This window comes from Citrobacter sp. Cb004 (assembly GCF_030337065.1).
Classification (GTDB): domain Bacteria; phylum Pseudomonadota; class Gammaproteobacteria; order Enterobacterales; family Enterobacteriaceae; genus Citrobacter; species Citrobacter braakii.
The window spans coordinates 1-20,316 of sequence record NZ_JAOWCH010000053.1 but is presented as its reverse complement, the minus strand read 5'-3'; the positions used below and the strand labels follow the sequence as shown (position 1 = coordinate 20,316).

The 20,316-nt window shown below is 52.9% G+C and carries 18 protein-coding genes and 1 rRNA gene; 16 read left to right on the top strand and 3 right to left on the bottom strand.

Annotated elements, in window-relative coordinates; all coding sequences use genetic code 11:
- Positions 1–48 precede the first annotated feature (48 nt).
- The 7 genes from ubiE to tatD all read left to right on the top strand — a co-directional run bounded on the left by ubiE (position 49) and on the right by tatD (position 5,563).
- Positions 49–804 (top strand): bifunctional demethylmenaquinone methyltransferase/2-methoxy-6-polyprenyl-1,4-benzoquinol methylase UbiE, encoded by a 756-nt coding sequence (gene ubiE, locus OGV65_RS09940; RefSeq protein WP_003017897.1) that lies wholly within the window; start codon positions 49–51, stop codon positions 802–804.
- Between the two features lie 13 nt (positions 805–817).
- Entirely contained in the window at positions 818–1,423 is a 606-nt protein-coding gene (gene ubiJ / locus OGV65_RS09935) for a ubiquinone biosynthesis protein UbiJ (RefSeq protein WP_016155139.1), read from the top strand.
- The gene (gene ubiB / locus OGV65_RS09930; protein WP_016155140.1) at positions 1,420–3,060 is read left to right on the top strand and encodes a ubiquinone biosynthesis regulatory protein kinase UbiB; all 1,641 of its coding nucleotides are present in this window, start codon (positions 1,420–1,422) and stop codon (positions 3,058–3,060) included. The genes ubiJ and ubiB overlap by 4 nt, the downstream gene beginning before the upstream one ends.
- 78 nt (positions 3,061–3,138) lie before the next feature.
- On the top strand, positions 3,139–3,393 hold the full coding sequence (gene tatA / locus OGV65_RS09925; RefSeq protein WP_003017888.1) for a Sec-independent protein translocase subunit TatA: 255 nt from the start codon (positions 3,139–3,141) through the stop codon (positions 3,391–3,393).
- A gap of 3 nt (positions 3,394–3,396) precedes the next feature.
- On the top strand, positions 3,397–3,945 hold the full coding sequence (tatB, locus tag OGV65_RS09920; protein WP_047499557.1) for a Sec-independent protein translocase protein TatB: 549 nt from the start codon (positions 3,397–3,399) through the stop codon (positions 3,943–3,945).
- A gap of 2 nt (positions 3,946–3,947) precedes the next feature.
- Positions 3,948–4,739, top strand: a complete 792-nt coding sequence (gene tatC / locus OGV65_RS09915; protein WP_016155142.1) for a Sec-independent protein translocase subunit TatC — start codon at positions 3,948–3,950, stop codon at positions 4,737–4,739.
- Positions 4,740–4,780: 41 nt separating this feature from the next.
- Positions 4,781–5,563 carry a 3'-5' ssDNA/RNA exonuclease TatD gene (tatD, locus tag OGV65_RS09910; RefSeq protein ID WP_047416487.1) on the top strand — a complete coding sequence of 261 codons (783 nt, stop codon included), beginning with the start codon at positions 4,781–4,783 and terminating at the stop codon, positions 5,561–5,563.
- Positions 5,564–5,568: 5 nt separating this feature from the next.
- Here the strand turns inward: tatD and rfaH are convergent, their stop codons facing one another.
- Positions 5,569–6,057, bottom strand: a complete 489-nt coding sequence (gene rfaH, locus OGV65_RS09905; protein WP_047358740.1) for a transcription/translation regulatory transformer protein RfaH — start codon at positions 6,055–6,057, stop codon at positions 5,569–5,571.
- A gap of 204 nt (positions 6,058–6,261) precedes the next feature.
- On the opposite strand from rfaH, the gene ubiD reads away from it, so the two are divergent.
- The 4 genes from ubiD (at position 6,262) to OGV65_RS09885 (ending at position 10,632) form a co-directional block, all read left to right on the top strand.
- On the top strand, positions 6,262–7,755 hold the full coding sequence (gene ubiD, locus OGV65_RS09900) for a 4-hydroxy-3-polyprenylbenzoate decarboxylase (RefSeq protein WP_016155145.1): 1,494 nt from the start codon (positions 6,262–6,264) through the stop codon (positions 7,753–7,755).
- Positions 7,756–7,795: 40 nt separating this feature from the next.
- A complete protein-coding gene (gene fre / locus OGV65_RS09895) occupies positions 7,796–8,497 on the top strand; it encodes an NAD(P)H-flavin reductase (RefSeq protein ID WP_003828903.1) in 702 nt (233 codons plus the stop codon).
- Between the two features lie 233 nt (positions 8,498–8,730).
- Complete coding sequence (locus OGV65_RS09890) at positions 8,731–9,636, top strand: ROK family protein (protein WP_286454904.1); 906 nt, start codon at positions 8,731–8,733, stop codon at positions 9,634–9,636.
- Between the two features lie 15 nt (positions 9,637–9,651).
- Positions 9,652–10,632 carry a LacI family DNA-binding transcriptional regulator gene (locus tag OGV65_RS09885; RefSeq protein WP_286454903.1) on the top strand — a complete coding sequence of 327 codons (981 nt, stop codon included), beginning with the start codon at positions 9,652–9,654 and terminating at the stop codon, positions 10,630–10,632.
- 213 nt (positions 10,633–10,845) lie between these two features.
- On the opposite strand, the gene fadA is transcribed toward OGV65_RS09885, so the two are convergent.
- A complete protein-coding gene (gene fadA / locus OGV65_RS09880) occupies positions 10,846–12,009 on the bottom strand; it encodes an acetyl-CoA C-acyltransferase FadA (RefSeq protein WP_259688982.1) in 1,164 nt (387 codons plus the stop codon).
- A gap of 9 nt (positions 12,010–12,018) precedes the next feature.
- Complete coding sequence (fadB, locus tag OGV65_RS09875; protein WP_286454901.1) at positions 12,019–14,208, bottom strand: fatty acid oxidation complex subunit alpha FadB; 2,190 nt, start codon at positions 14,206–14,208, stop codon at positions 12,019–12,021.
- A gap of 189 nt (positions 14,209–14,397) precedes the next feature.
- Here fadB and pepQ point away from each other — a divergent pair, with 189 nt between their 5' ends.
- The 5 genes from pepQ to OGV65_RS09850 all read left to right on the top strand — a co-directional run bounded on the left by pepQ (position 14,398) and on the right by OGV65_RS09850 (position 20,306).
- Positions 14,398–15,729: a Xaa-Pro dipeptidase gene (pepQ, locus tag OGV65_RS09870; protein WP_016155150.1), complete on the top strand. Its 1,332-nt coding sequence runs from the start codon at positions 14,398–14,400 to the stop codon at positions 15,727–15,729.
- A complete protein-coding gene (locus tag OGV65_RS09865; protein ID WP_115191171.1) occupies positions 15,729–16,343 on the top strand; it encodes an IMPACT family protein in 615 nt (204 codons plus the stop codon). Before pepQ ends, OGV65_RS09865 begins: the two co-directional genes overlap by 1 nt.
- A gap of 38 nt (positions 16,344–16,381) precedes the next feature.
- Entirely contained in the window at positions 16,382–17,833 is a 1,452-nt protein-coding gene (gene trkH / locus OGV65_RS09860; RefSeq protein ID WP_003017848.1) for a Trk system potassium transporter TrkH, read from the top strand.
- Positions 17,834–17,844: 11 nt separating this feature from the next.
- A complete protein-coding gene (gene hemG, locus OGV65_RS09855; protein ID WP_101701061.1) occupies positions 17,845–18,390 on the top strand; it encodes a menaquinone-dependent protoporphyrinogen IX dehydrogenase in 546 nt (181 codons plus the stop codon).
- 374 nt (positions 18,391–18,764) lie between these two features.
- Positions 18,765–20,306 (top strand): 16S ribosomal RNA (locus tag OGV65_RS09850).
- The last annotated feature ends 10 nt before the right edge of the window (positions 20,307–20,316 follow it).

The following is a 20,316-nucleotide window of genomic DNA, read 5'->3' as shown; positions in this document are numbered from 1 at the left end:
CCAATCTGTTACACTTCTTGAACATTTTTTGGATGAGCAGGCACTGAGATGGTGGATAATTCACAAGAAACGACGCACTTTGGCTTTCAGACCGTCGCTAAAGAGCAGAAAGCTGACATGGTGGCCCACGTTTTTCATTCTGTGGCGTCTAAATATGACGTTATGAATGACTTAATGTCATTTGGCATTCATCGTTTGTGGAAGCGCTTCACCATTGACTGCAGTGGCGTGCGTCGCGGGCAAACCGTTCTCGATTTGGCGGGCGGTACGGGCGATCTGACGGCGAAATTCTCTCGCATGGTAGGCGAAACTGGCAAAGTTGTGCTGGCGGATATCAACGACTCAATGCTCAAAATGGGTCGCGAAAAGCTGCGTAATATCGGCGTCGTGGGTAACGTTGAGTACGTTCAGGCGAATGCGGAAGCATTACCTTTCCCAGACAACACGTTTGACTGCATCACCATCTCTTTCGGTCTGCGCAACGTAACGGATAAAGATAAAGCATTACGATCTATGTATCGCGTGTTGAAGCCGGGCGGACGTCTACTGGTGCTGGAGTTCTCCAAGCCGATTATCGAACCGCTGAGCAAAGCCTACGACGCATACTCTTTCCACGTTTTGCCGCGCATTGGTTCTATGGTGGCAAGCGATGCAGACAGTTATCGCTATTTGGCGGAGTCCATCCGCATGCATCCCGATCAGGACACCTTAAAAGCAATGATGCAAGATGCCGGGTTCGAAAGCGTTGATTACTACAACCTGACGGCAGGTGTCGTGGCGCTGCATCGTGGTTACAAGTTCTGACAGGAGATTGGGGATGCCTTTAAAACCCTTAGTGACCGCCGGCGTTGAAAATTTGCTTAACACCTTTCTGTATCGTTCTCCTGCGCTCAAGTCAGCCAGAACGCGTTTACAGGGCAAAGTGCTGCGTGTTGAGCTCAAAGGATTTTCAACACCGTTAGTGCTGGTGTTTAGTGAGCGCCAGGTCGATGTGCTGGGGGCATGGGAAGGCGAAGCCGATTGCACCGTAATCACACATGCCAGCGTGTTACCGAAATTACGCGACCGGCAGCAACTCACCACGCTTATCCGCAGTGGTGAGCTGGAGGTTCAGGGCGATATCCAGGTGGTACAGAATTTTGTCGCGTTGGCCGATCTGGCGGAGTTTGATCCCGCAGAACTGTTAGCACCTTATACCGGCGATATCGTCGCGGAAGGGGTCAGCAAAGTTTTGCGTGGTGGAGCGAAGTTCCTGTGCCACAACATTCAACGCCAGCAGCGCTATGTTGCCGAAGCGATCACCGAAGAGTGGCGTATGGCTCCTGGTCCGCTTGAGGTTGCATGGTTTGCAGAAGAAACGGCAGCCGTTGAGCGTGCGGTCGAATCTCTGGCCAAACGGCTGGAAAAACTGGAGGCCAAATGACGCCAGGTGAAGTACGGCGCCTTTATTTCATCATTCGCACTTTTTTAAGCTACGGTCTTGATGAACTCATCCCCAAAATGCGTATCACGCTGCCGCTCCGGCTGTGGCGTTACACGCTGTTCTGGATGCCCAACCGACATAAAGACAAACCGCTGGGAGAACGGCTGAGACTGGCTTTACAGGAGCTCGGCCCGGTGTGGATTAAGTTCGGGCAAATGCTCTCTACCCGCCGTGATCTTTTTCCGCCACACATCGCCGATCAGCTAGCGCTATTGCAGGATCGGGTAGCCCCATTCGATGGGCAAAGAGCGAAAGAACAAATCGAAGAGGCGATGGGTGGACTGCCCGTCGAGGAATGGTTTGATGATTTTGAGATCACACCGCTGGCATCTGCGTCTATTGCTCAGGTTCACACCGCGCGACTGAAATCGAATGGGAAAGAGGTGGTGATCAAAGTTATCCGCCCGGACATACTGCCGGTAATTAAAGCGGATTTAAAACTGATCTACCGCCTTGCTCGTTGGGTACCTCGCCTGATGCCAGACGGCCGCCGCCTGCGACCAACAGAAGTGGTCCGTGAATATGAAAAAACGTTGATTGATGAGCTGAATCTGCTGCGCGAGTCGGCGAACGCGATTCAGCTGCGACGTAATTTTGAAGACAGCCCAATGCTGTACATCCCGGAAGTGTACTCTGACTATTGCAGTCAGAACATGATGGTGATGGAGCGCATTTACGGTATTCCCGTTTCAGATGTCACCTCGCTTGAGAAGAACGGCACCAATATGAAGCTGCTGGCTGAACGCGGTGTTCAGGTCTTCTTTACTCAGGTATTCCGCGACAGCTTTTTCCATGCGGATATGCACCCTGGGAACATTTTCGTGAGTTATGAGCATCCTGAAAACCCGAAATACATTGGTATTGATTGTGGGATTGTGGGTTCTTTAAACAAAGAAGATAAGCGTTATCTGGCTGAAAACTTCATCGCGTTCTTTAACCGCGACTACCGCAAAGTTGCTGAACTGCATGTGGATTCTGGCTGGGTTCCGCCGGATACCAACGTAGAAGAGTTTGAATTTGCCATTCGTACCGTGTGCGAGCCGATTTTCGAAAAACCGCTGGCGGAGATTTCCTTTGGCCATGTGCTGTTAAATCTGTTCAACACAGCGCGCCGATTCAATATGGAAGTTCAGCCTCAACTGGTATTGCTACAGAAGACGCTGCTGTACGTTGAAGGTGTCGGACGACAGCTCTACCCGCAGTTAGATTTGTGGAAAACGGCCAAGCCTTTCCTCGAATCCTGGATCAAAGATCAGGTCGGTATTCCGGCGCTTGTTAGAGCATTTAAAGAAAAAGCACCGTTCTGGGTCGAAAAAATGCCAGAAATACCTGAACTGGTGTATGACAGTTTGCGCCAGGGCAAATATTTACAGCACAGTGTTGATAAGATTGCCCGCGAGCTTCACGCGAATCATGTACGTCAGGGACAATCCCGTTATTTATTGGGCATTGGTGCAACATTGTTGCTCAGTGGAACATTCCTGCTGGTAAGCCGTCCTGAGTGGGGGCTTATGCCGGGCTGGTTAATGGCCGGCGGCGTCTTAGCCTGGTTGATCGGCTGGCGCAAAATGCGCTGAATTTTTCATCGCCCTAGGCAGGTCGTGTAACGTATACTACGGCCTTATTAATTCATCATCTATGACAGAGGAACATGTATGGGTGGTATCAGTATTTGGCAGTTGTTGATCATTGCCGTCATCGTTGTACTGCTATTTGGCACCAAGAAACTCGGCTCCATCGGTTCCGATCTTGGCGCGTCGATTAAAGGCTTCAAAAAAGCAATGGGTGATGATGAGCCAAAGCAAGATAAAACCAGCCAGGACGCTGATTTTACTGCTAAATCCATTACCGATAAGCAGGGCGAAGTGAAAAAAGAAGACGCCAAAAGCCAAGATAAAGAGCAGGTATAATCCGTGTTTGATATCGGTTTTAGCGAACTGTTATTGGTGTTCGTGATCGGCCTCATCGTCCTGGGGCCGCAACGTTTACCTGTAGCGGTAAAAACGGTTGCTGGTTGGGTTCGTGCTTTGCGTTCCCTGGCAACTACTGTTCAGAATGAACTGACCCAGGAGCTTAAGCTTCAGGAGTTTCAGGACAGCCTGAAGAAAGTAGAGAAAGCGAGCCTGACAAATCTGACCCCGGAGTTGAAAGCCTCAATGGATGAGCTGCGTGAAGCGGCAGAGTCGATGAAGCGTTCTTACAGTGTGCACGATCCTGAGAAAGAGAGCGATGAAGCGCACACTATCCATAATCCGGTGGTGAAAGAAGCTGATGCGCAGCGAGAAGGGGTCACCCCTGCTGCCGCTGAAAACCAGGCCAGTTCGCCGGAGCAAAAACCGGAATCCACGGGTGCTAAAACGCCAGAGCCAACGGAAAACACTTCCGCTACGTTAATGGATGCAGAAAAGAAAGCTGTCGCACCTGTTGCCGAATCCTCCCCCTCGTCGAGTGATAAACCGTAAACATGGCTGTAGAAGATACCCAACCGCTCATCACGCATCTTATTGAGCTGCGTAAGCGACTCCTGAACTGCATCATTGCGGTAATCGTGATCTTTTTGGCGTTGGTTTACTTTGCCAACGACATTTACCATATGGTCGCGGCGCCGTTGATTAAACAGATGCCGCAGGGTGCAACGATGATCGCCACCGATGTGGCTTCGCCGTTCTTTACCCCAATCAAGTTGACCTTCATGGTATCGCTGATCCTGTCAGCGCCAGTGATCCTCTACCAGGTGTGGGCATTTATTGCGCCAGCGTTGTATAAACATGAACGCCGCCTGGTTGTTCCGCTGCTGGTCTCCAGTTCGTTGTTGTTCTACATCGGCATGGCATTCGCCTATTTTGTTGTCTTCCCGTTAGCGTTTGGTTTTCTGGCCAACACGGCTCCGCAAGGCGTGCAGGTATCAACGGACATTGCCAGCTATCTCAGCTTTGTAATGGCGCTATTTATGGCTTTCGGTGTCTCTTTTGAGGTGCCTGTCGCCATCGTGCTGCTATGCTGGATGGGCATTACGACGCCAGATGATTTACGCAAAAAACGTCCTTATGTTGTGGTGGGAGCCTTTGTTGTTGGGATGCTACTGACCCCGCCAGATGTCTTCTCGCAAACGTTGTTGGCGATACCGATGTACTGCCTGTTCGAGGTGGGTGTTTTCTTCTCTCGTTTCTATGTCGGTAAGCGACGTACGAGAGATGAGGACAACGAGGCTGAAGAAGCAAAAGAAGCCGAAGCCACCGAGAAAACTGAAGAATAAATTCAACCGCCCGTCAGGGCGGTTGTCATATGGGAGGAAGCATGTTTGATATTGGCGTTAATTTAACCAGTTCACAATTTGCGAAAGACCGGGATGAGGTCGTGGCGCGCGCCTTTGCTGCGGGCGTAAACGGTATGCTTCTGACCGGAACAAACCTTCACGAAAGCCAGCAGGCGTTAAAGCTGGCGCAGCATTATCCGCATTGCTGGTCCACGGCTGGCGTGCACCCGCATGACAGCAGCCAATGGCAATCCTCAACGGAAGACGAGATCATCGCGCTGGCAAACCAATCGAAGGTAGTCGCTATTGGTGAGTGCGGCCTGGATTTCAATCGCAATTTCTCCACGCCGCAGGAGCAGGAACGTGCTTTCGAAGCGCAACTGCGCATTGCTGCTGAACTGCAGATGCCCATTTTCATGCATTGTCGGGATGCGCATGAGCGTTTTCTGACATTGCTGGAGCCGTGGCTGGACAGCCTCCCAGGCGCGGTGCTGCACTGTTTCACCGGTTCGCGCCAGGAGATGCAGGACTGCGTGGACCGAGGGCTTTATATCGGTATCACCGGGTGGGTCTGTGATGAACGCCGGGGGATGGAACTGCGGGAGCTGCTGCCGTTTATTCCGGTGGAAAGACTGCTGATAGAAACCGATGCACCTTATCTACTCCCTCGCGACTTAACGCCTAAACCGACGTCACGTCGCAATGAACCGGCGCACCTGCCGCATATTCTTGAGCGAATTGCTCACTGGCGTGGGGAAGATCCTCAATGGCTGTCAGCAACCATTGATGCCAACGTCAGAACGCTGTTCGAAGTGACCTTCTAAACGACTTATATTTTTCGAAAACCGGTATTTTTCACACTCTGCTTAATCTCTTTATTCAAGAGGTTAAGCAGTAGCATGGAACGCGCTTCGCCATCCGGTTCGGTGAAGATCGCTTTCAGTCCCTCAAACGCCCCTTCAGTAATAATCACGCTGTCCCCTGGCTGAGGGGTTTGCGGGTCAACAATACCTTCAGGCTTGTAGATAGAAAGCTGGTGAATTACGGGGGATGGGACGGTCGCAGGCGTCGCTCCAAAACGAACGAAATGGCTGACACCACGCGTGGCGTTGATCGTGGTGGTGTGGATCACTTCCGGGTCGAACTCGACAAACATGTAATTAGGGAATAGTGGTTCACTGACTGTGGTACGTTTACCGCGCACCATTTTTTCCAGGGTGATCATAGGCGTCAGGCAGTTCACCGCCTGTCTTTCCAGGTGTTCCTGGGCTCGCTGAAGTTGCCCACGTTTGCAGTACAGTAAATACCAGGATTGCATAATAACTCTTATTCGCTTGTTCTGAGCGCTAGCATAGCAAAAGCCATGAGTTAAGTTAATTATACCCGCCTCAAAGCAGGCTGAAACCCAACGGGTATATACTCCCAGGGCTTATATGTATCGCCAGAGTTCACGCTAATTTAACAAAAATACAGCATCACAATGATGAACGCCGTATAATGAAGCGCTTACGAAGAGGCCACAATGGACGCCATGAAATATCACGATTTACGCGACTTCCTGACGCTGCTTGAACAGCAGGGCGAGCTCAAACGCATTTCGCTTGAGGTGGATCCCCACCTGGAAATTACTGAAATTGCCGATCGCACCCTACGTGCTGGCGGGCCTGCGTTACTGTTTGAGAATCCTAAAGGCTATTCCATGCCGGTGCTGTGTAACCTGTTTGGCACACCGAAGCGTGTTGCGATGGGGATGGGGCAGGAAGATGTCTCGGCACTACGGGAAGTCGGTAAACTGTTGGCGTTTTTGAAAGAGCCGGAGCCACCGAAAGGATTCCGCGATCTGTTTGATAAGCTGCCGCAGTTTAAGCAGGTGCTGAACATGCCGACTAAGCGGTTGCGCGGTGCGCCTTGTCAGCAAAAAATCTACTCCGGTGATGACGTCGATTTAAACCGTATTCCGATTATGACCTGTTGGCCGGAAGATGCCGCACCGCTGATTACCTGGGGGCTAACCGTAACGCGTGGCCCACATAAAGAGCGGCAGAATCTGGGTATTTATCGCCAGCAGCTGATTGGCAAAAACAAGCTCATTATGCGCTGGCTGTCCCACCGCGGCGGCGCACTCGATTACCAGGAGTGGTGTGCGGCGCATCCTGGCGAACGCTTCCCGGTTTCGGTGGCGTTGGGGGCAGATCCTGCGACCATTCTGGGGGCCGTGACGCCCGTCCCTGATACATTATCCGAGTACGCATTTGCCGGGCTGTTACGTGGCACCAAGACCGAAGTGGTCAAATGTATTTCCAACGATCTGGAAGTGCCCGCCAGTGCTGAAATCGTGCTGGAAGGGTATATCGAACCGGGTGAGCTGGCCCCGGAAGGACCGTATGGCGATCATACGGGCTACTACAACGAAGTAGATAGCTTTCCGGTCTTTACCGTCACGCACATTACCCAGCGTGAAGAGGCGATTTATCACTCTACTTATACCGGACGTCCGCCTGATGAGCCCGCGGTGCTTGGCGTGGCGCTGAACGAAGTTTTCGTTCCTATTCTGCAAAAGCAGTTCCCGGAAATCGTCGATTTTTACCTGCCTCCGGAAGGCTGTTCATATCGTCTGGCCGTGGTGACGATGAAAAAACAGTACGCTGGTCATGCCAAACGCGTCATGATGGGTGTTTGGTCGTTTTTGCGCCAGTTTATGTACACCAAATTTGTTATTGTCTGCGATGATGATGTCAATGCACGCGACTGGAATGATGTGATTTGGGCAATTACTACCCGTATGGACCCGGCTCGGGATACGGTACTGGTAGAGAATACGCCAATTGATTACCTGGACTTTGCCTCGCCGGTTTCCGGCCTGGGTTCAAAAATGGGGCTGGATGCCACAAATAAATGGCCGGGCGAAACCCAACGCGAATGGGGACGCCCGATTAAAAAAGATCCTGAAGTAACTGCGCGTATTGACGCAATTTGGGATGAACTGGCCATCTTTAATGACGGCAAAAGCGCCTGAGGCGCGATCGTTTTGCCTATTGATCCGACAGAGAGAGCGCATGACAACCTTAAGCTGTAAAGTGACCTCGGTAGAAGCTATCACTGATACCGTATATCGCGTTCGTTTAGTGCCAGACGCGGCGTTTTCCTTTCGTGCTGGCCAGTATTTAATGGTCGTGATGGACGAAAGGGATAAGCGTCCGTTCTCCATGGCATCCACGCCGGACGAGCAAGGATTCATTGAGCTGCACGTTGGCGCCTCTGAGCTAAATCTTTATGCCATGGCTGTGATGGACCGCATTCTGAAAGACCGGGAAATCAAGGTCGACATTCCGCATGGCGAAGCCTGGCTGCGTGATGAAGACGAGCGCCCGCTGATCCTGATTGCCGGTGGTACAGGGTTCTCTTACGTGCGTTCCATTCTGCTTACTGCGCTGGCGCGTAATCCAAACCGCGATATCACCATTTACTGGGGTGGGCGCGAAGAGAAGCATCTCTACGATCTCTCCGAACTGGAAGCGTTGTCTGTTAATCACCCGAATCTGCGCGTTGAGCCAGTGGTGGAACAGCCAGAAGACGGCTGGCGTGGTCGTACGGGAACCGTGTTAACGGCGGTATTGCAGGATTACGGTACCCTGGCTGAGCACGATATCTACATTGCCGGTCGTTTTGAAATGGCCAAAATCGCGCGCGATCTGTTCTGTAATGAACGCAGTGCGCGTGAAGATCGCCTGTTTGGCGACGCTTTCGCGTTCATTTAAGCGCTGTGCGCCGGAGCCCTTCCGGCGCATCCATCAATCATCTGTCTTCCAACTAGCAGGGCGCAGGCCCGGCGTCATTGCCTCTCTTTCTCATCATAATTATTTTTTAGTAAACATAGTATGTCCGTCACTCAAACATAAATTGAGTTTTTGTGACAGCTCTCCATGTGTTTAGTAAACAAAATAGGCAAGCTAAACCGCATCACATTGTGAGAGGCAAATGAGGAAAAACCATGAGGCTCGGACTGGATATCGGCGGGACTAAAATCGAAGCGGTGGTGATTGATAACGCGGGTGAAATTGTTTACCGCGAACGATGCGCGACACCAAAGCAGCGTTACGGTGATTTTTTCCAGGCCGTGACGGAGATGATAGCCAGGGCTATGCAGGCCATTAATCAGCCTTTATCGGTTGGCGTCGGGGTGCCAGGTGCGGTGGATAGCGAAGGTTTGATTAAGAATTCCAACATTCTGGTGCTGAATCAGCAGGCCTTTGCGCAAGATCTCGAGCGTGCATTAGGAATGCCAGTGCCCGTTACTAATGATGCCAACTGCTTTACCCTGTCAGAAGCGATGGACGGTAGTGGGCGTGGGCATAGCGTGGTATTTGGCGTGATCCTCGGTACCGGATGCGGCGGTGGTCTATGCATCGAGAACCGGTTGATCTCCGGCCCTAACGCCTGTGCCGGAGAGTGGGGGCATAATGCCTTGCCGCGCTACCACGGATCTCGGGACGGGGCTGAAGTGACATGCTATTGCGGACAGTTGAACTGTATTGAGAGCTTTATTTCGGGTAGTGGCCTGGAGCGCCAGTATATGAATCACACCGCGCAACATATGGGTGTGCCACAAATTATGCAACGGGTAGCATCGGGTGATGCAGACGCCTGTTTGTTATGGGAACGCTATTGCGATCAACTGGCTCGCGCGTTGGCGAGTGTGGTAAATATGCTCGATCCCGATGTTATCGTGCTGGGGGGCGGGGTATCCAATATCGATTTACTGTACTCAGGCTTACAGGCGCGAGTGGCGCAGTACGTGTTTGGTAAACAGTGCCGCACACCGATCGTTCAGGCCCGCCACGGCGACAGCAGCGGCGTACGCGGCGCAGCCTGGCTGGGGCACAACAAGCCACAGTAAATCCATGAGAGTGAAATGAAGAAACCTGTACGTATCAGAGACATTGCCGACGCTTGTGGCGTCTCGGTTGGCGCTGTTTCCCGCGCGCTAAAAGGGCAACCGGGGCTGCGTGAAGAGACCCGGCAGCGCATTATTTCAGTGGCGCAGCAGCAGGGTTATGATTTTTCACGCCTGCGCGCAGATAAAATCAAACGTGTCCTGTTTTTACTGCATCGCCAGCACAATATCAGCCGGGCTTTACCGTTTTACTCTCAACTGCTGCTGGGGATAGAAGATCTGTGTCGCGAAAAGGGGGTTGCGCTGAGCTTTCTCTCTATAGGTCCAGGCGATGCAGTAAGTGAGCAGGTGATGCTGCACCAGCCTGATGCGCTGATCTGCGCGGGATTTTTTGAACCTGAGTTGCTTGGGCTGCTACAACAGATGAAATTGCCGCTGGTGCTGGTGGATCTCTGGGCGCCAGGACTGCCTTGCGTGAATCCTGACAATACTCTGGGCGGCTATCTGGCCACGCAACATCTGATTGCACAAGGCCGCAGCCGCATTGCGTTTCTTGCCAGTACGCTCGCGCACTACAGCATCCGTCAGCGTGAAAAGGGCTACCGTCAGGCATTGTATGAAGCCCGTTTGCTAATGCCGCCAGAGTATGACGTCGTTGCGCCGCCGCTGCTGGATACCGAGCAATCTCTGGTGGATGCGGTTAATGAGCTACTCAGACTGCCAGAGCCGCCCGATGCCATTTTTGCCTATAACGACGCGGCAGCGATGGTTGTTCAGCAGGTGTGTGCTCAGCAGGGTATACGTATCCCGGAAGATCTTGCGCTGGTGGGATTTGATGATATCGATGCTGCGTCCTGGTCACATCCGCCGCTGACTACCGTTGCGGTTGATAAAAAACAGCTGGGGCGTGAAGCGCTGCGTTTACTGCTGGAAGAAAATCAGGAAGAGAATCTGCTGCTGCCGGTGCAGTTAGTGGTGCGTGGTAGTTCAGGGAAATAAAAAACCCGCCCCTGACAGGCGGGAAGAACGGCAACTAAACTTTCTCTCTTCGCCATTGGCACCATAACTGTGTTGGCTTCGCTCATTCACCCGAATCACTTACTATACGTAAGCTCATCGGGATTCATTCGCTTGCCGCCTTGTTCTGGCACCAATGGCTTTGAGATAACATTTCGTAGGCCGGGCAAGCGAAGCGTCCCCGGCACTGCTGGATTAAACCCGCTCAAACACCGTTGCGATGCCCTGACCTAATCCGATACACATCGTCGCCAGACCAAACTGTACGTCTTTGCGTTCCATCAGATTCAGCAGCGTGGTGCTGATACGTGCGCCAGAACAGCCCAGCGGATGACCGAGCGCGATCGCCCCGCCGTTGAGGTTGATCTTCTCATCGATCTGCTCCATCAGCCCCAGATCTTTAATACATGGCAGGATCTGCGCAGCGAACGCTTCGTTCATCTCAAACAATCCGATATCGCTGGTAGTCAGCCCCGCTTTTTTCAGCGCCAGCTTTGAGGCCGGAACCGGGCCGTAACCCATGATTGACGGATCGCAGCCGACAACAGCCATCGAACGAATACGGGCACGCGGCGTCAGACCCAGTTGACGGGCGCGGCTTTCGCTCATTACCAGCATCGCTGCTGCGCCGTCGGAGAGCGCAGAAGAGGTACCGGCAGTCACCGTTCCGTTAACCGGATCGAACGCCGGGCGCAGGGTGGAGAGCGCTTCAACGGTCGTTTCCGGACGGATAACCTCATCGTAGTTAAACTGCTTCAGCACGCCGTCGGCATCATGACCGCCGGTCGGGATGATTTCGTTTTTAAAAGCGCCAGACTGTGTTGCAGCCCAGGCGCGAGCGTGTGAACGTGCGGCGAAAGCGTCCTGCATTTCACGGCTGATGCCGTGCATGCGGGAGAGCATTTCTGCGGTCAGGCCCATCATCCCTGCGGCTTTCGCCACGTTGCGGCTCATACCCGGGTGGAAATCAACGCCGTGGCTCATTGGCACATGGCCCATATGCTCAACGCCGCCAATCAGGCACGCCTGAGCATCACCAGTCATGATCATGCGTGCCGCATCGTGCAGCGCCTGCATGGATGAACCGCACAGGCGATTGACCGTGACGGCCGGAACGGAGTGCGGAACTTCCGCTAGCAGCGCGGCATTACGGGCGATATTGAAACCCTGCTCCAGCGTTTGTTGCACACAGCCCCAGTAAATGTCATCAAGCGCGGTTGGCTCCAGCGCCGGATTACGCGCCAGCAGGCTACGCATTAAATGTGCAGAGAGATCTTCTGCCCGCACGTTCCGAAACGCGCCCCCTTTCGAACGGCCCATCGGGGTACGGATCGCATCAACAATTACAACCTGTTCCATTGTGACTCCTTAAGCCGTTTTCAGGCTGCCAACCGGGCGGGCTGGCTCAACCTGGGGATAATACGGTTCGTTATGGCGCGCTTTATCACGCAGACCGGCCGGAACTTCATACAGCGGACCAAGGTGCTGATACTGCTGAGCCATATCGAGATACTTCGCGCTGCCGAGCGTATCCAGCCAGCGGAACGCACCGCCATGGAACGGAGGGAAGCCCAGACCGTATACCAGCGCCATATCGGCTTCTGCCGGGCTGGCAATAATGCCTTCTTCCAGGCAACGCACTACTTCGTTGACCATAGGGATCATCATGCGGGCGATAATCTCTTCATCGCTGAAGTCGCGTTTCGGCTGGCTGACCTCTGCCAGCAGATTGTCAACGGTGGCATCTTCTTCTTTCTTCGGCTTGCCCTTGTTGTCTTCTTTATAACGCCAGAATCCGAGACCGTTTTTCTGCCCGAAACGGTTAGCATCAAACAGGGCGTCTATCGCATCGCGATAATCTTTCTGCATACGCTGAGGGAAGCCTGCGGACATCACCGCCTGCGCGTGGTGCGCGGTATCAATACCTACCACGTCCAGCAGATAAGCCGGGCCCATCGGCCAACCAAACTGTTTTTCCATCACTTTGTCGACTTTGCGGAAATCCGCCCCGTCGCGCAGCAACTGACTGAAACCGGCAAAATAGGGGAACAGCACGCGGTTAACGAAGAAACCAGGGCAGTCATTAACCACAATCGGCGTTTTGCCCATCTGGCTTGCCCAGGCGACAACCTTAGCGATGGTTTCATCCGAGCTTTTCTCGCCGCGAATGATCTCAACCAGCGGCATACGGTGCACCGGGTTAAAGAAGTGCATCCCACAGAAGTTTTCCGGACGCTTAAGCGCGCTGGCCAGTTCGTTGATTGGGATGGTGGAAGTATTCGAAGCCAGTACAGTGTCCGGGCGAACCTGATCTTCGGTTTCCGCCAGTACCGCTTTTTTCACTTTTGGGTTTTCTACGACCGCTTCAACTACCACGTCCACGCGTTCGAAACCGCTATAGTCGAGGGTGGGATGAATGGTGGAAATAACGCCCGCCATTTTCAGACCGTCAATTTTGCCGCGCTCAAGCTGTTTGTTCAGTAGCTTGGCCGCTTCGGTCATACCCAGCGTTAATGATTTGTCGTTGATATCTTTCATGACAACCGGCACGCCTTTCCAGGCCGACTGGTAAGCGATGCCGCCGCCCATAATGCCTGCGCCCAGCACAGCCGCTTGCTTTGGCGCTTCAACATTTTTGGTGAGCTTTTTGGCTTTGGCTTTCACGAACTGATCGTTAAGGAAAATTCCAACCAGTGCGCGGGCTTCATTGGTATGCGCGAGTGGAACAAAGCTTTTATTTTCCAGATTCAGCGCTTCTTCACGACCAAAACGGGCCGCTGCTTCAATGGTTTTTACCGCGGTAATCGGTGCGGGATAATGCTTACCTGCCGTCTGCGCCACCATACCTTTGGCGATGGTAAAGCTCATTGCTGCTTCAATTTTGCTGAGTTTCAACGGCTCCAGCTTCGGCTGACGTTTGGCTTTCCAGTCGAGGTCGCCGTTAATCGCCTGATGTAATACCGCGATCGCGCCATCAAGCAGTTTGTCTTGCTTCACTACGCCATCGACCAGACCGATTTTTAGCGCCTGCTCAGCACCCACATCTTTACCCGCAGCAATAATTTCCAGCGCGCTGTCCGCACCCAGCATACGTGGCATACGCACGGAGCCGCCAAAGCCTGGCATAATGCCCAGCTTGGTTTCCGGCAGGCCGATGCGCAGGTCCGGCGTAGCCAGACGATAATCGGTCGCCAGGACACACTCACAGCCGCCGCCCAGCGCATAGCCGTTAACCGCTGAGAGAGTCGGAACAGGCAGATCTTCCAGGCGATTAAACACGCTGTTGGCAAAATGCAGCCACTGGCTCAGTTGCTCTTCAGGCACGAGGAACAGTGAAAGGAATTCGGTGATGTCGGCACCAACAATAAAGGCTGCTTTGTTAGAACGCAGCAGCAGCCCTTTTAAATTCGGTTGTTTTTCCAGCACGTCAAGCGCATGGCCCAGGCTGGCAACGGTGGCCGTGTCGAGTTTATTGACTGAGCCTGGGGCATCGAACACCAGTTCGGCGATGCCATCTTCCAGCCAGTCGAGGTACAGGGTGTCGCCTTTGTAAAGCATGTCAGTCTCCTGAATCCGCAAGGTGATCTGGTCATACCAGATGAATCGAAGTGTGTGTTTTATGTTAATAAAATGCAAATGAATGATTAAAGAAATGACGATTTGATCACGCTCGGCAGAAATCACGCACTCACAAACCGATGTGCTAAGATGCGGACACTTGAGGTCAAAAAAACAGAAGGATAGAAAATGGAATCACTGGCCGCACTCTATAAAAATCATATCGTTACCCTACAAGAACGGACGCGCGACGCGCTGGAGCGCTTCAAGCTGGATGCGTTACTTATTCACTCAGGAGAACTTGTTAACGTTTTTCTCGACGATCATCCCTACCCGTTTAAGGTCAATCCGCAATTCAAAGCCTGGGTGCCTGTAACGCAGGTTCCTAACTGCTGGTTGCTGGTGGATGGCGTGAATAAGCCGAAATTGTGGTTCTACCTGCCGGTCGATTACTGGCACAATGTTGAGCCGCTGCCGACCTCTTTCTGGACGGAAGAAATTGAGATCATCGCGCTGCCAAAAGCTGATGGTATCGGTAGCCAACTGCCTGCTGCTCGCGGCAATATCGGTTACATCGGTCCGGTTCCGGAACGCGCGCTGCAGCTAGACATCGCGGCCAGCAATATCAACCCGAAAGGGGTTATCGACTACCTGCATTATTATCGTGCTTACAAAACAGATTACGAACTGGCCTGTATGCGCGAAGCACAGAAAATGGCGGTGAATGGACACCGTGCCGCGGAAGAAGCGTTCCGTTCCGGGATGAGCGAGTTTGACATCAACCTCGCTTACCTGACTGCTACCGGTCATCGCGACACCGACGTGCCGTACAGCAACATCGTGGCGCTTAACGAGCATGCTTCGGTTCTGCATTACACCAGGCTGGATCATCAGGCTCCGTCTGAAATCCGCAGTTTCCTACTGGACGCCGGTGCGGAATACAACGGCTATGCAGCAGACCTGACGCGTACGTGGTCGGCGAAAAGCGACAACGACTATGCGCATCTGGTGAAGGATGTGAATGACGAGCAACTGGCGCTGATTGCCACTATGAAAGCGGGCACCAGCTACGTGGATTATCACATTCAGTTCCATCAGCGCATCGCGAAGCTGCTGCGTAAGCATCAAATCATCACCGATATGAGTGAAGAGGCGATGGTGGAAAACGATCTTACCGGGCCGTTTATGCCGCATGGCATTGGTCACCCGCTGGGCCTGCAGGTACACGATGTCGCTGGCTTCATGCAAGATGACAGCGGTACTCATCTGGCCGCGCCGTCGAAGTATCCTTACCTGCGTTGCACCCGCGTGCTGCAACCGGGCATGGTCCTGACCATCGAACCGGGCATCTACTTCATTGAATCGCTGTTGGCGCCGTGGCGTGAAGGGCAGTTCAGCAAACACTTCAACTGGCAGAAAATTGAAGCTCTGAAACCGTTCGGCGGTATTCGAATTGAAGACAACGTGGTGGTCCACGAGAACAATATCGAAAACATGACACGGGATTTAAAACTGGCGTAATGGACAGTTGGTTAATCCCTGCGGCGCCGGTTTGCGTCGTTGAAGAGATCAAAAAAAGCCGCTTCATTACGCTGCTCGCCCATACGGACGGCGTAGAAGCGGCGAAAGCGTTTGTTGAGTCAGTCAAAATGGAACACCCGGACGCCCGCCACCATTGTGTGGCGTGGGTGGCGGGCGCGCCCAATGACTCGCAGCAACTGGGATTTTCAGACGATGGCGAACCGGCTGGTACGGCAGGCAAACCGATGCTCGCGCAGCTGATGGGGAGTGGCATCGGTGAGATTACCGCGGTGGTGGTGCGCTACTACGGCGGTATCCTTCTGGGTACGGGTGGGCTAGTGAAAGCCTACGGTGGCGGCGTGAATCAGGCGTTGCGTCAGTTAACGACGCAGCGCAAGACGCCATTAACCGAATATACTTTGCAGTGTGAGTACGGTCAGCTGGCAGGCATTGAAGCTTTGCTGGGGCAGTTTGACGGTAAAGTTGTTGCCAGTGATTACCAGGCTTTTGTTCGGCTCAGGGTGGCGCTTCCTTATGCCAAAGTGGATGAATTTTCGGCAAAACTGGCGGATTTTAGTCGGGGTTCATTGCAATTGTTAGCGATTGAAGAATAATCCCCACCTCATTTTAAAGAACTAAGGAAGCGGCAGAGATGCATTTTCGCGCCATCACCCGAATCGTTGGACTACTGGTCATCTTATTCTCGGGGACAATGATTATCCCCGGACTGGTAGCGCTCATCTACCGCGATGGGGCAGGGCGTGCGTTTACTCAAACTTTCTTCGTTGCTCTGGCGATCGGCTCCATGCTGTGGTGGCCAAACCGTAAAGAGAAGGGCGAGCTGAAATCGCGCGAAGGGTTTCTGATTGTCGTTTTGTTCTGGACCGTGCTGGGTAGCGTGGGTGCGCTACCGTTCATCTTTGCGGAAAGCCCTAACCTCACGATAACTGACGCTTTTTTTGAATCCTTCTCCGGATTAACCACCACGGGGGCGACAACGCTGGTGGGGCTGGATTCATTGCCACACGCTATCCTCTTTTATCGACAGATGCTGCAATGGTTCGGCGGGATGGGGATCATCGTGCTGGCGGTGGCTATTCTGCCTATTCTTGGCGTCGGCGGGATGCAGCTCTACCGGGCAGAAATGCCGGGCCCGCTGAAAGATAACAAAATGCGTCCGCGTATTGCCGAAACGGCGAAAACGCTGTGGCTTATCTATGTATTACTGACGGTGGCGTGTGCGCTGGCGCTATGGTTTGCCGGGATGCCCGCGTTTGACGCTATTGGGCACAGCTTTGCTACGATAGCCATCGGCGGCTTTTCCACACACGATGCCAGCGTGGGGTATTTCGACAGTCCCACGATTAACACCATTATTGCTATCTTCTTGCTGATCTCCGGTTGTAACTATGGTCTGCACTTCTCTTTACTCAGCGGTCGCAGCCTGAAGGTCTACTGGCGCGATCCAGAATTCCGCATGTTCATTGGGGTGCAGCTGACGCTGGTGGCTGTCTGTACGCTGGTGCTGTGGATACACAATACCTACGGTTCGGCACTCACGACCATCAACCAGGCTTTTTTTCAGGTGGTATCAATGGCGACGACCGCCGGATTTACTACGGACAGTATTGCCCGCTGGCCGCTGTTCCTGCCGGTGCTGTTGCTGTGTTCTGCTTTTATTGGCGGCTGTGCCGGGTCGACGGGCGGTGGCTTGAAGGTGATTCGAATCCTGTTGCTGTTTAAGCAGGGTAACCGCGAATTGAAACGACTGGTCCACCCGAATGCGGTTTACAGTATCAAGCTGGGTAACCGTGCTTTGCCGGAGCGAATCCTTGAAGCTGTGTGGGGATTCTTCTCTGCCTATGCGCTGGTCTTTATTATCAGTATGCTGGCGATTATTGCGACCGGTGTTGATGACTTCTCCGCGTTTGCCTCTGTTGTGGCGACGCTGAATAACCTGGGGCCAGGGCTGGGGGTTGTTGCCGACAACTTTGCCAGTATGAACCCCGTGGCGAAGTGGATCCTGATTGCCAATATGCTGTTTGGTCGTCTGGAGGTCTTTACCCTGCTGGTACTCTTTACCCCTACTTTCTGGCGTGAATAATGGAGTAACACGTGAAAACACTGATTCTTTTTTCTTCCCGGGACGGACAAACGCGTGAAATCGCCGAGTATCTGGCTTCTGAACTCAAAGAGCTGGGCGTTTGGGCGGATGTCGTTAATTTGCATCGTACCGCGGAGCCTGACTGGCAAAATTATGACAGCGTGGTGATTGGCGCCTCGATTCGCTATGGTCATTACCATGCAGCTTTTCAGGAGTTTGTGAAAAAGCATGCCACGCGGCTGAACGCGATGCCGAGTGCCTTCTACTCCGTAAACCTGGTTGCCCGTAAACCGGAGAAACGCACGCCGCAAACTAACAGTTATGCGCGTAAGTTCCTGATGAGTTCGCCGTGGCGGCCTGATCGCAGTGCGGTTATTGCTGGCGCTTTGCTGTATCCCCGCTATCGCTGGTATGACCGCGTTATGATCCAACTGATAATGAAGATGTCAGGCGGTGAAACAGATACCAATAAAGAAGTGGTGTATACCGATTGGGAACAGGTCGCGGGTTTCGCGCGGGAAATCGCCCAATTAACCCACAAAACGTTGTCAAAATAAGCACAAAGAATAAAAAATACGCACTCGGAAGATTATTTTAAATTTCCCCTTGTCAGCCTGAAATAACTCCCTATAATGCGCCTCCACTGACACGGAACAACGGATTACAAACCGCCGGGTCAGCGGGGTTCCACTGAGAATCTCGCAGAGAAAAGCAAAAATAAATGCTTGACTCTGAATGAGGAAAACGTAATATACGGGACCTCGCGACAGAGCGCTAAAGCGCGTCGCAACTGCTCTTTAACAATTTATCAGACAATCTGTGTGGGCACTCGAAGATACGGATTCTTAACGTCGCAAGACGAAAAATGAATACCAAGTCTCTGAGTGAACACGTAATTCATTACGAAGTTTAATTCACGAGCATCAAACTTAAATTGAAGAGTTTGATCATGGCTCAGATTGAACGCTGGCGGCAGGCCTAACACATGCAAGTCGAACGGTAGCACAGAGGAGCTTGCTCCTTGGGTGACGAGTGGCGGACGGGTGAGTAATGTCTGGGAAACTGCCCGATGGAGGGGGATAACTACTGGAAACGGTAGCTAATACCGCATAACGTCGCAAGACCAAAGAGGGGGACCTTCGGGCCTCTTGCCATCGGATGTGCCCAGATGGGATTAGCTAGTAGGTGGGGTAACGGCTCACCTAGGCGACGATCCCTAGCTGGTCTGAGAGGATGACCAGCCACACTGGAACTGAGACACGGTCCAGACTCCTACGGGAGGCAGCAGTGGGGAATATTGCACAATGGGCGCAAGCCTGATGCAGCCATGCCGCGTGTATGAAGAAGGCCTTCGGGTTGTAAAGTACTTTCAGCGAGGAGGAAGGTGTTGTGGTTAATAACCACAGCAATTGACGTTACTCGCAGAAGAAGCACCGGCTAACTCCGTGCCAGCAGCCGCGGTAATACGGAGGGTGCAAGCGTTAATCGGAATTACTGGGCGTAAAGCGCACGCAGGCGGTCTGTCAAGTCGGATGTGAAATCCCCGGGCTCAACCTGGGAACTGCATCCGAAACTGGCAGGCTAGAGTCTTGTAGAGGGGGGTAGAATTCCAGGTGTAGCGGTGAAATGCGTAGAGATCTGGAGGAATACCGGTGGCGAAGGCGGCCCCCTGGACAAAGACTGACGCTCAGGTGCGAAAGCGTGGGGAGCAAACAGGATTAGATACCCTGGTAGTCCACGCCGTAAACGATGTCGACTTGGAGGTTGTGCCCTTGAGGCGTGGCTTCCGGAGCTAACGCGTTAAGTCGACCGCCTGGGGAGTACGGCCGCAAGGTTAAAACTCAAATGAATTGACGGGGGCCCGCACAAGCGGTGGAGCATGTGGTTTAATTCGATGCAACGCGAAGAACCTTACCTACTCTTGACATCCAGAGAAGTTTGCAGAGATGCGAACGTGCCTTCGGGAACTCTGAGACAGGTGCTGCATGGCTGTCGTCAGCTCGTGTTGTGAAATGTTGGGTTAAGTCCCGCAACGAGCGCAACCCTTATCCTTTGTTGCCAGCGGTTCGGCCGGGAACTCAAAGGAGACTGCCAGTGATAAACTGGAGGAAGGTGGGGATGACGTCAAGTCATCATGGCCCTTACGAGTAGGGCTACACACGTGCTACAATGGCATATACAAAGAGAAGCGACCTCGCGAGAGCAAGCGGACCTCATAAAGTATGTCGTAGTCCGGATTGGAGTCTGCAACTCGACTCCATGAAGTCGGAATCGCTAGTAATCGTGGATCAGAATGCCACGGTGAATACGTTCCCGGGCCTTGTACACACCGCCCGTCACACCATGGGAGTGGGTTGCAAAAGAAGTAGGTAGCTTAACCTTCGGGAGGGCGCTTACCACTTTGTGATTCATGACTGGGGTGAAGTCGTAACAAGGTAACCGTAGGGGAACCTGCGGTTGGATCACCTCCTTACCTTAAAGAA

Coding starts and splice junctions, on each gene's coding strand:
- ubiE (WP_003017897.1), top strand. CDS start 49: ATGGTGGATAATTCACAAGAAACGACGCACTTTGGCTTTCAGACCGTC.
- ubiJ (WP_016155139.1), top strand. CDS start 818: ATGCCTTTAAAACCCTTAGTGACCGCCGGCGTTGAAAATTTGCTTAAC.
- ubiB (WP_016155140.1), top strand. CDS start 1,420: ATGACGCCAGGTGAAGTACGGCGCCTTTATTTCATCATTCGCACTTTT.
- tatA (WP_003017888.1), top strand. CDS start 3,139: ATGGGTGGTATCAGTATTTGGCAGTTGTTGATCATTGCCGTCATCGTT.
- tatC (WP_016155142.1), top strand. CDS start 3,948: ATGGCTGTAGAAGATACCCAACCGCTCATCACGCATCTTATTGAGCTG.
- tatD (WP_047416487.1), top strand. CDS start 4,781: ATGTTTGATATTGGCGTTAATTTAACCAGTTCACAATTTGCGAAAGAC.
- rfaH (WP_047358740.1), bottom strand. CDS start 6,057: ATGCAATCCTGGTATTTACTGTACTGCAAACGTGGGCAACTTCAGCGA.
- ubiD (WP_016155145.1), top strand. CDS start 6,262: ATGGACGCCATGAAATATCACGATTTACGCGACTTCCTGACGCTGCTT.
- fre (WP_003828903.1), top strand. CDS start 7,796: ATGACAACCTTAAGCTGTAAAGTGACCTCGGTAGAAGCTATCACTGAT.
- OGV65_RS09890 (WP_286454904.1), top strand. CDS start 8,731: ATGAGGCTCGGACTGGATATCGGCGGGACTAAAATCGAAGCGGTGGTG.
- OGV65_RS09885 (WP_286454903.1), top strand. CDS start 9,652: ATGAAGAAACCTGTACGTATCAGAGACATTGCCGACGCTTGTGGCGTC.
- fadA (WP_259688982.1), bottom strand. CDS start 12,009: ATGGAACAGGTTGTAATTGTTGATGCGATCCGTACCCCGATGGGCCGT.
- fadB (WP_286454901.1), bottom strand. CDS start 14,208: ATGCTTTACAAAGGCGACACCCTGTACCTCGACTGGCTGGAAGATGGC.
- pepQ (WP_016155150.1), top strand. CDS start 14,398: ATGGAATCACTGGCCGCACTCTATAAAAATCATATCGTTACCCTACAA.
- OGV65_RS09865 (WP_115191171.1), top strand. CDS start 15,729: ATGGACAGTTGGTTAATCCCTGCGGCGCCGGTTTGCGTCGTTGAAGAG.
- trkH (WP_003017848.1), top strand. CDS start 16,382: ATGCATTTTCGCGCCATCACCCGAATCGTTGGACTACTGGTCATCTTA.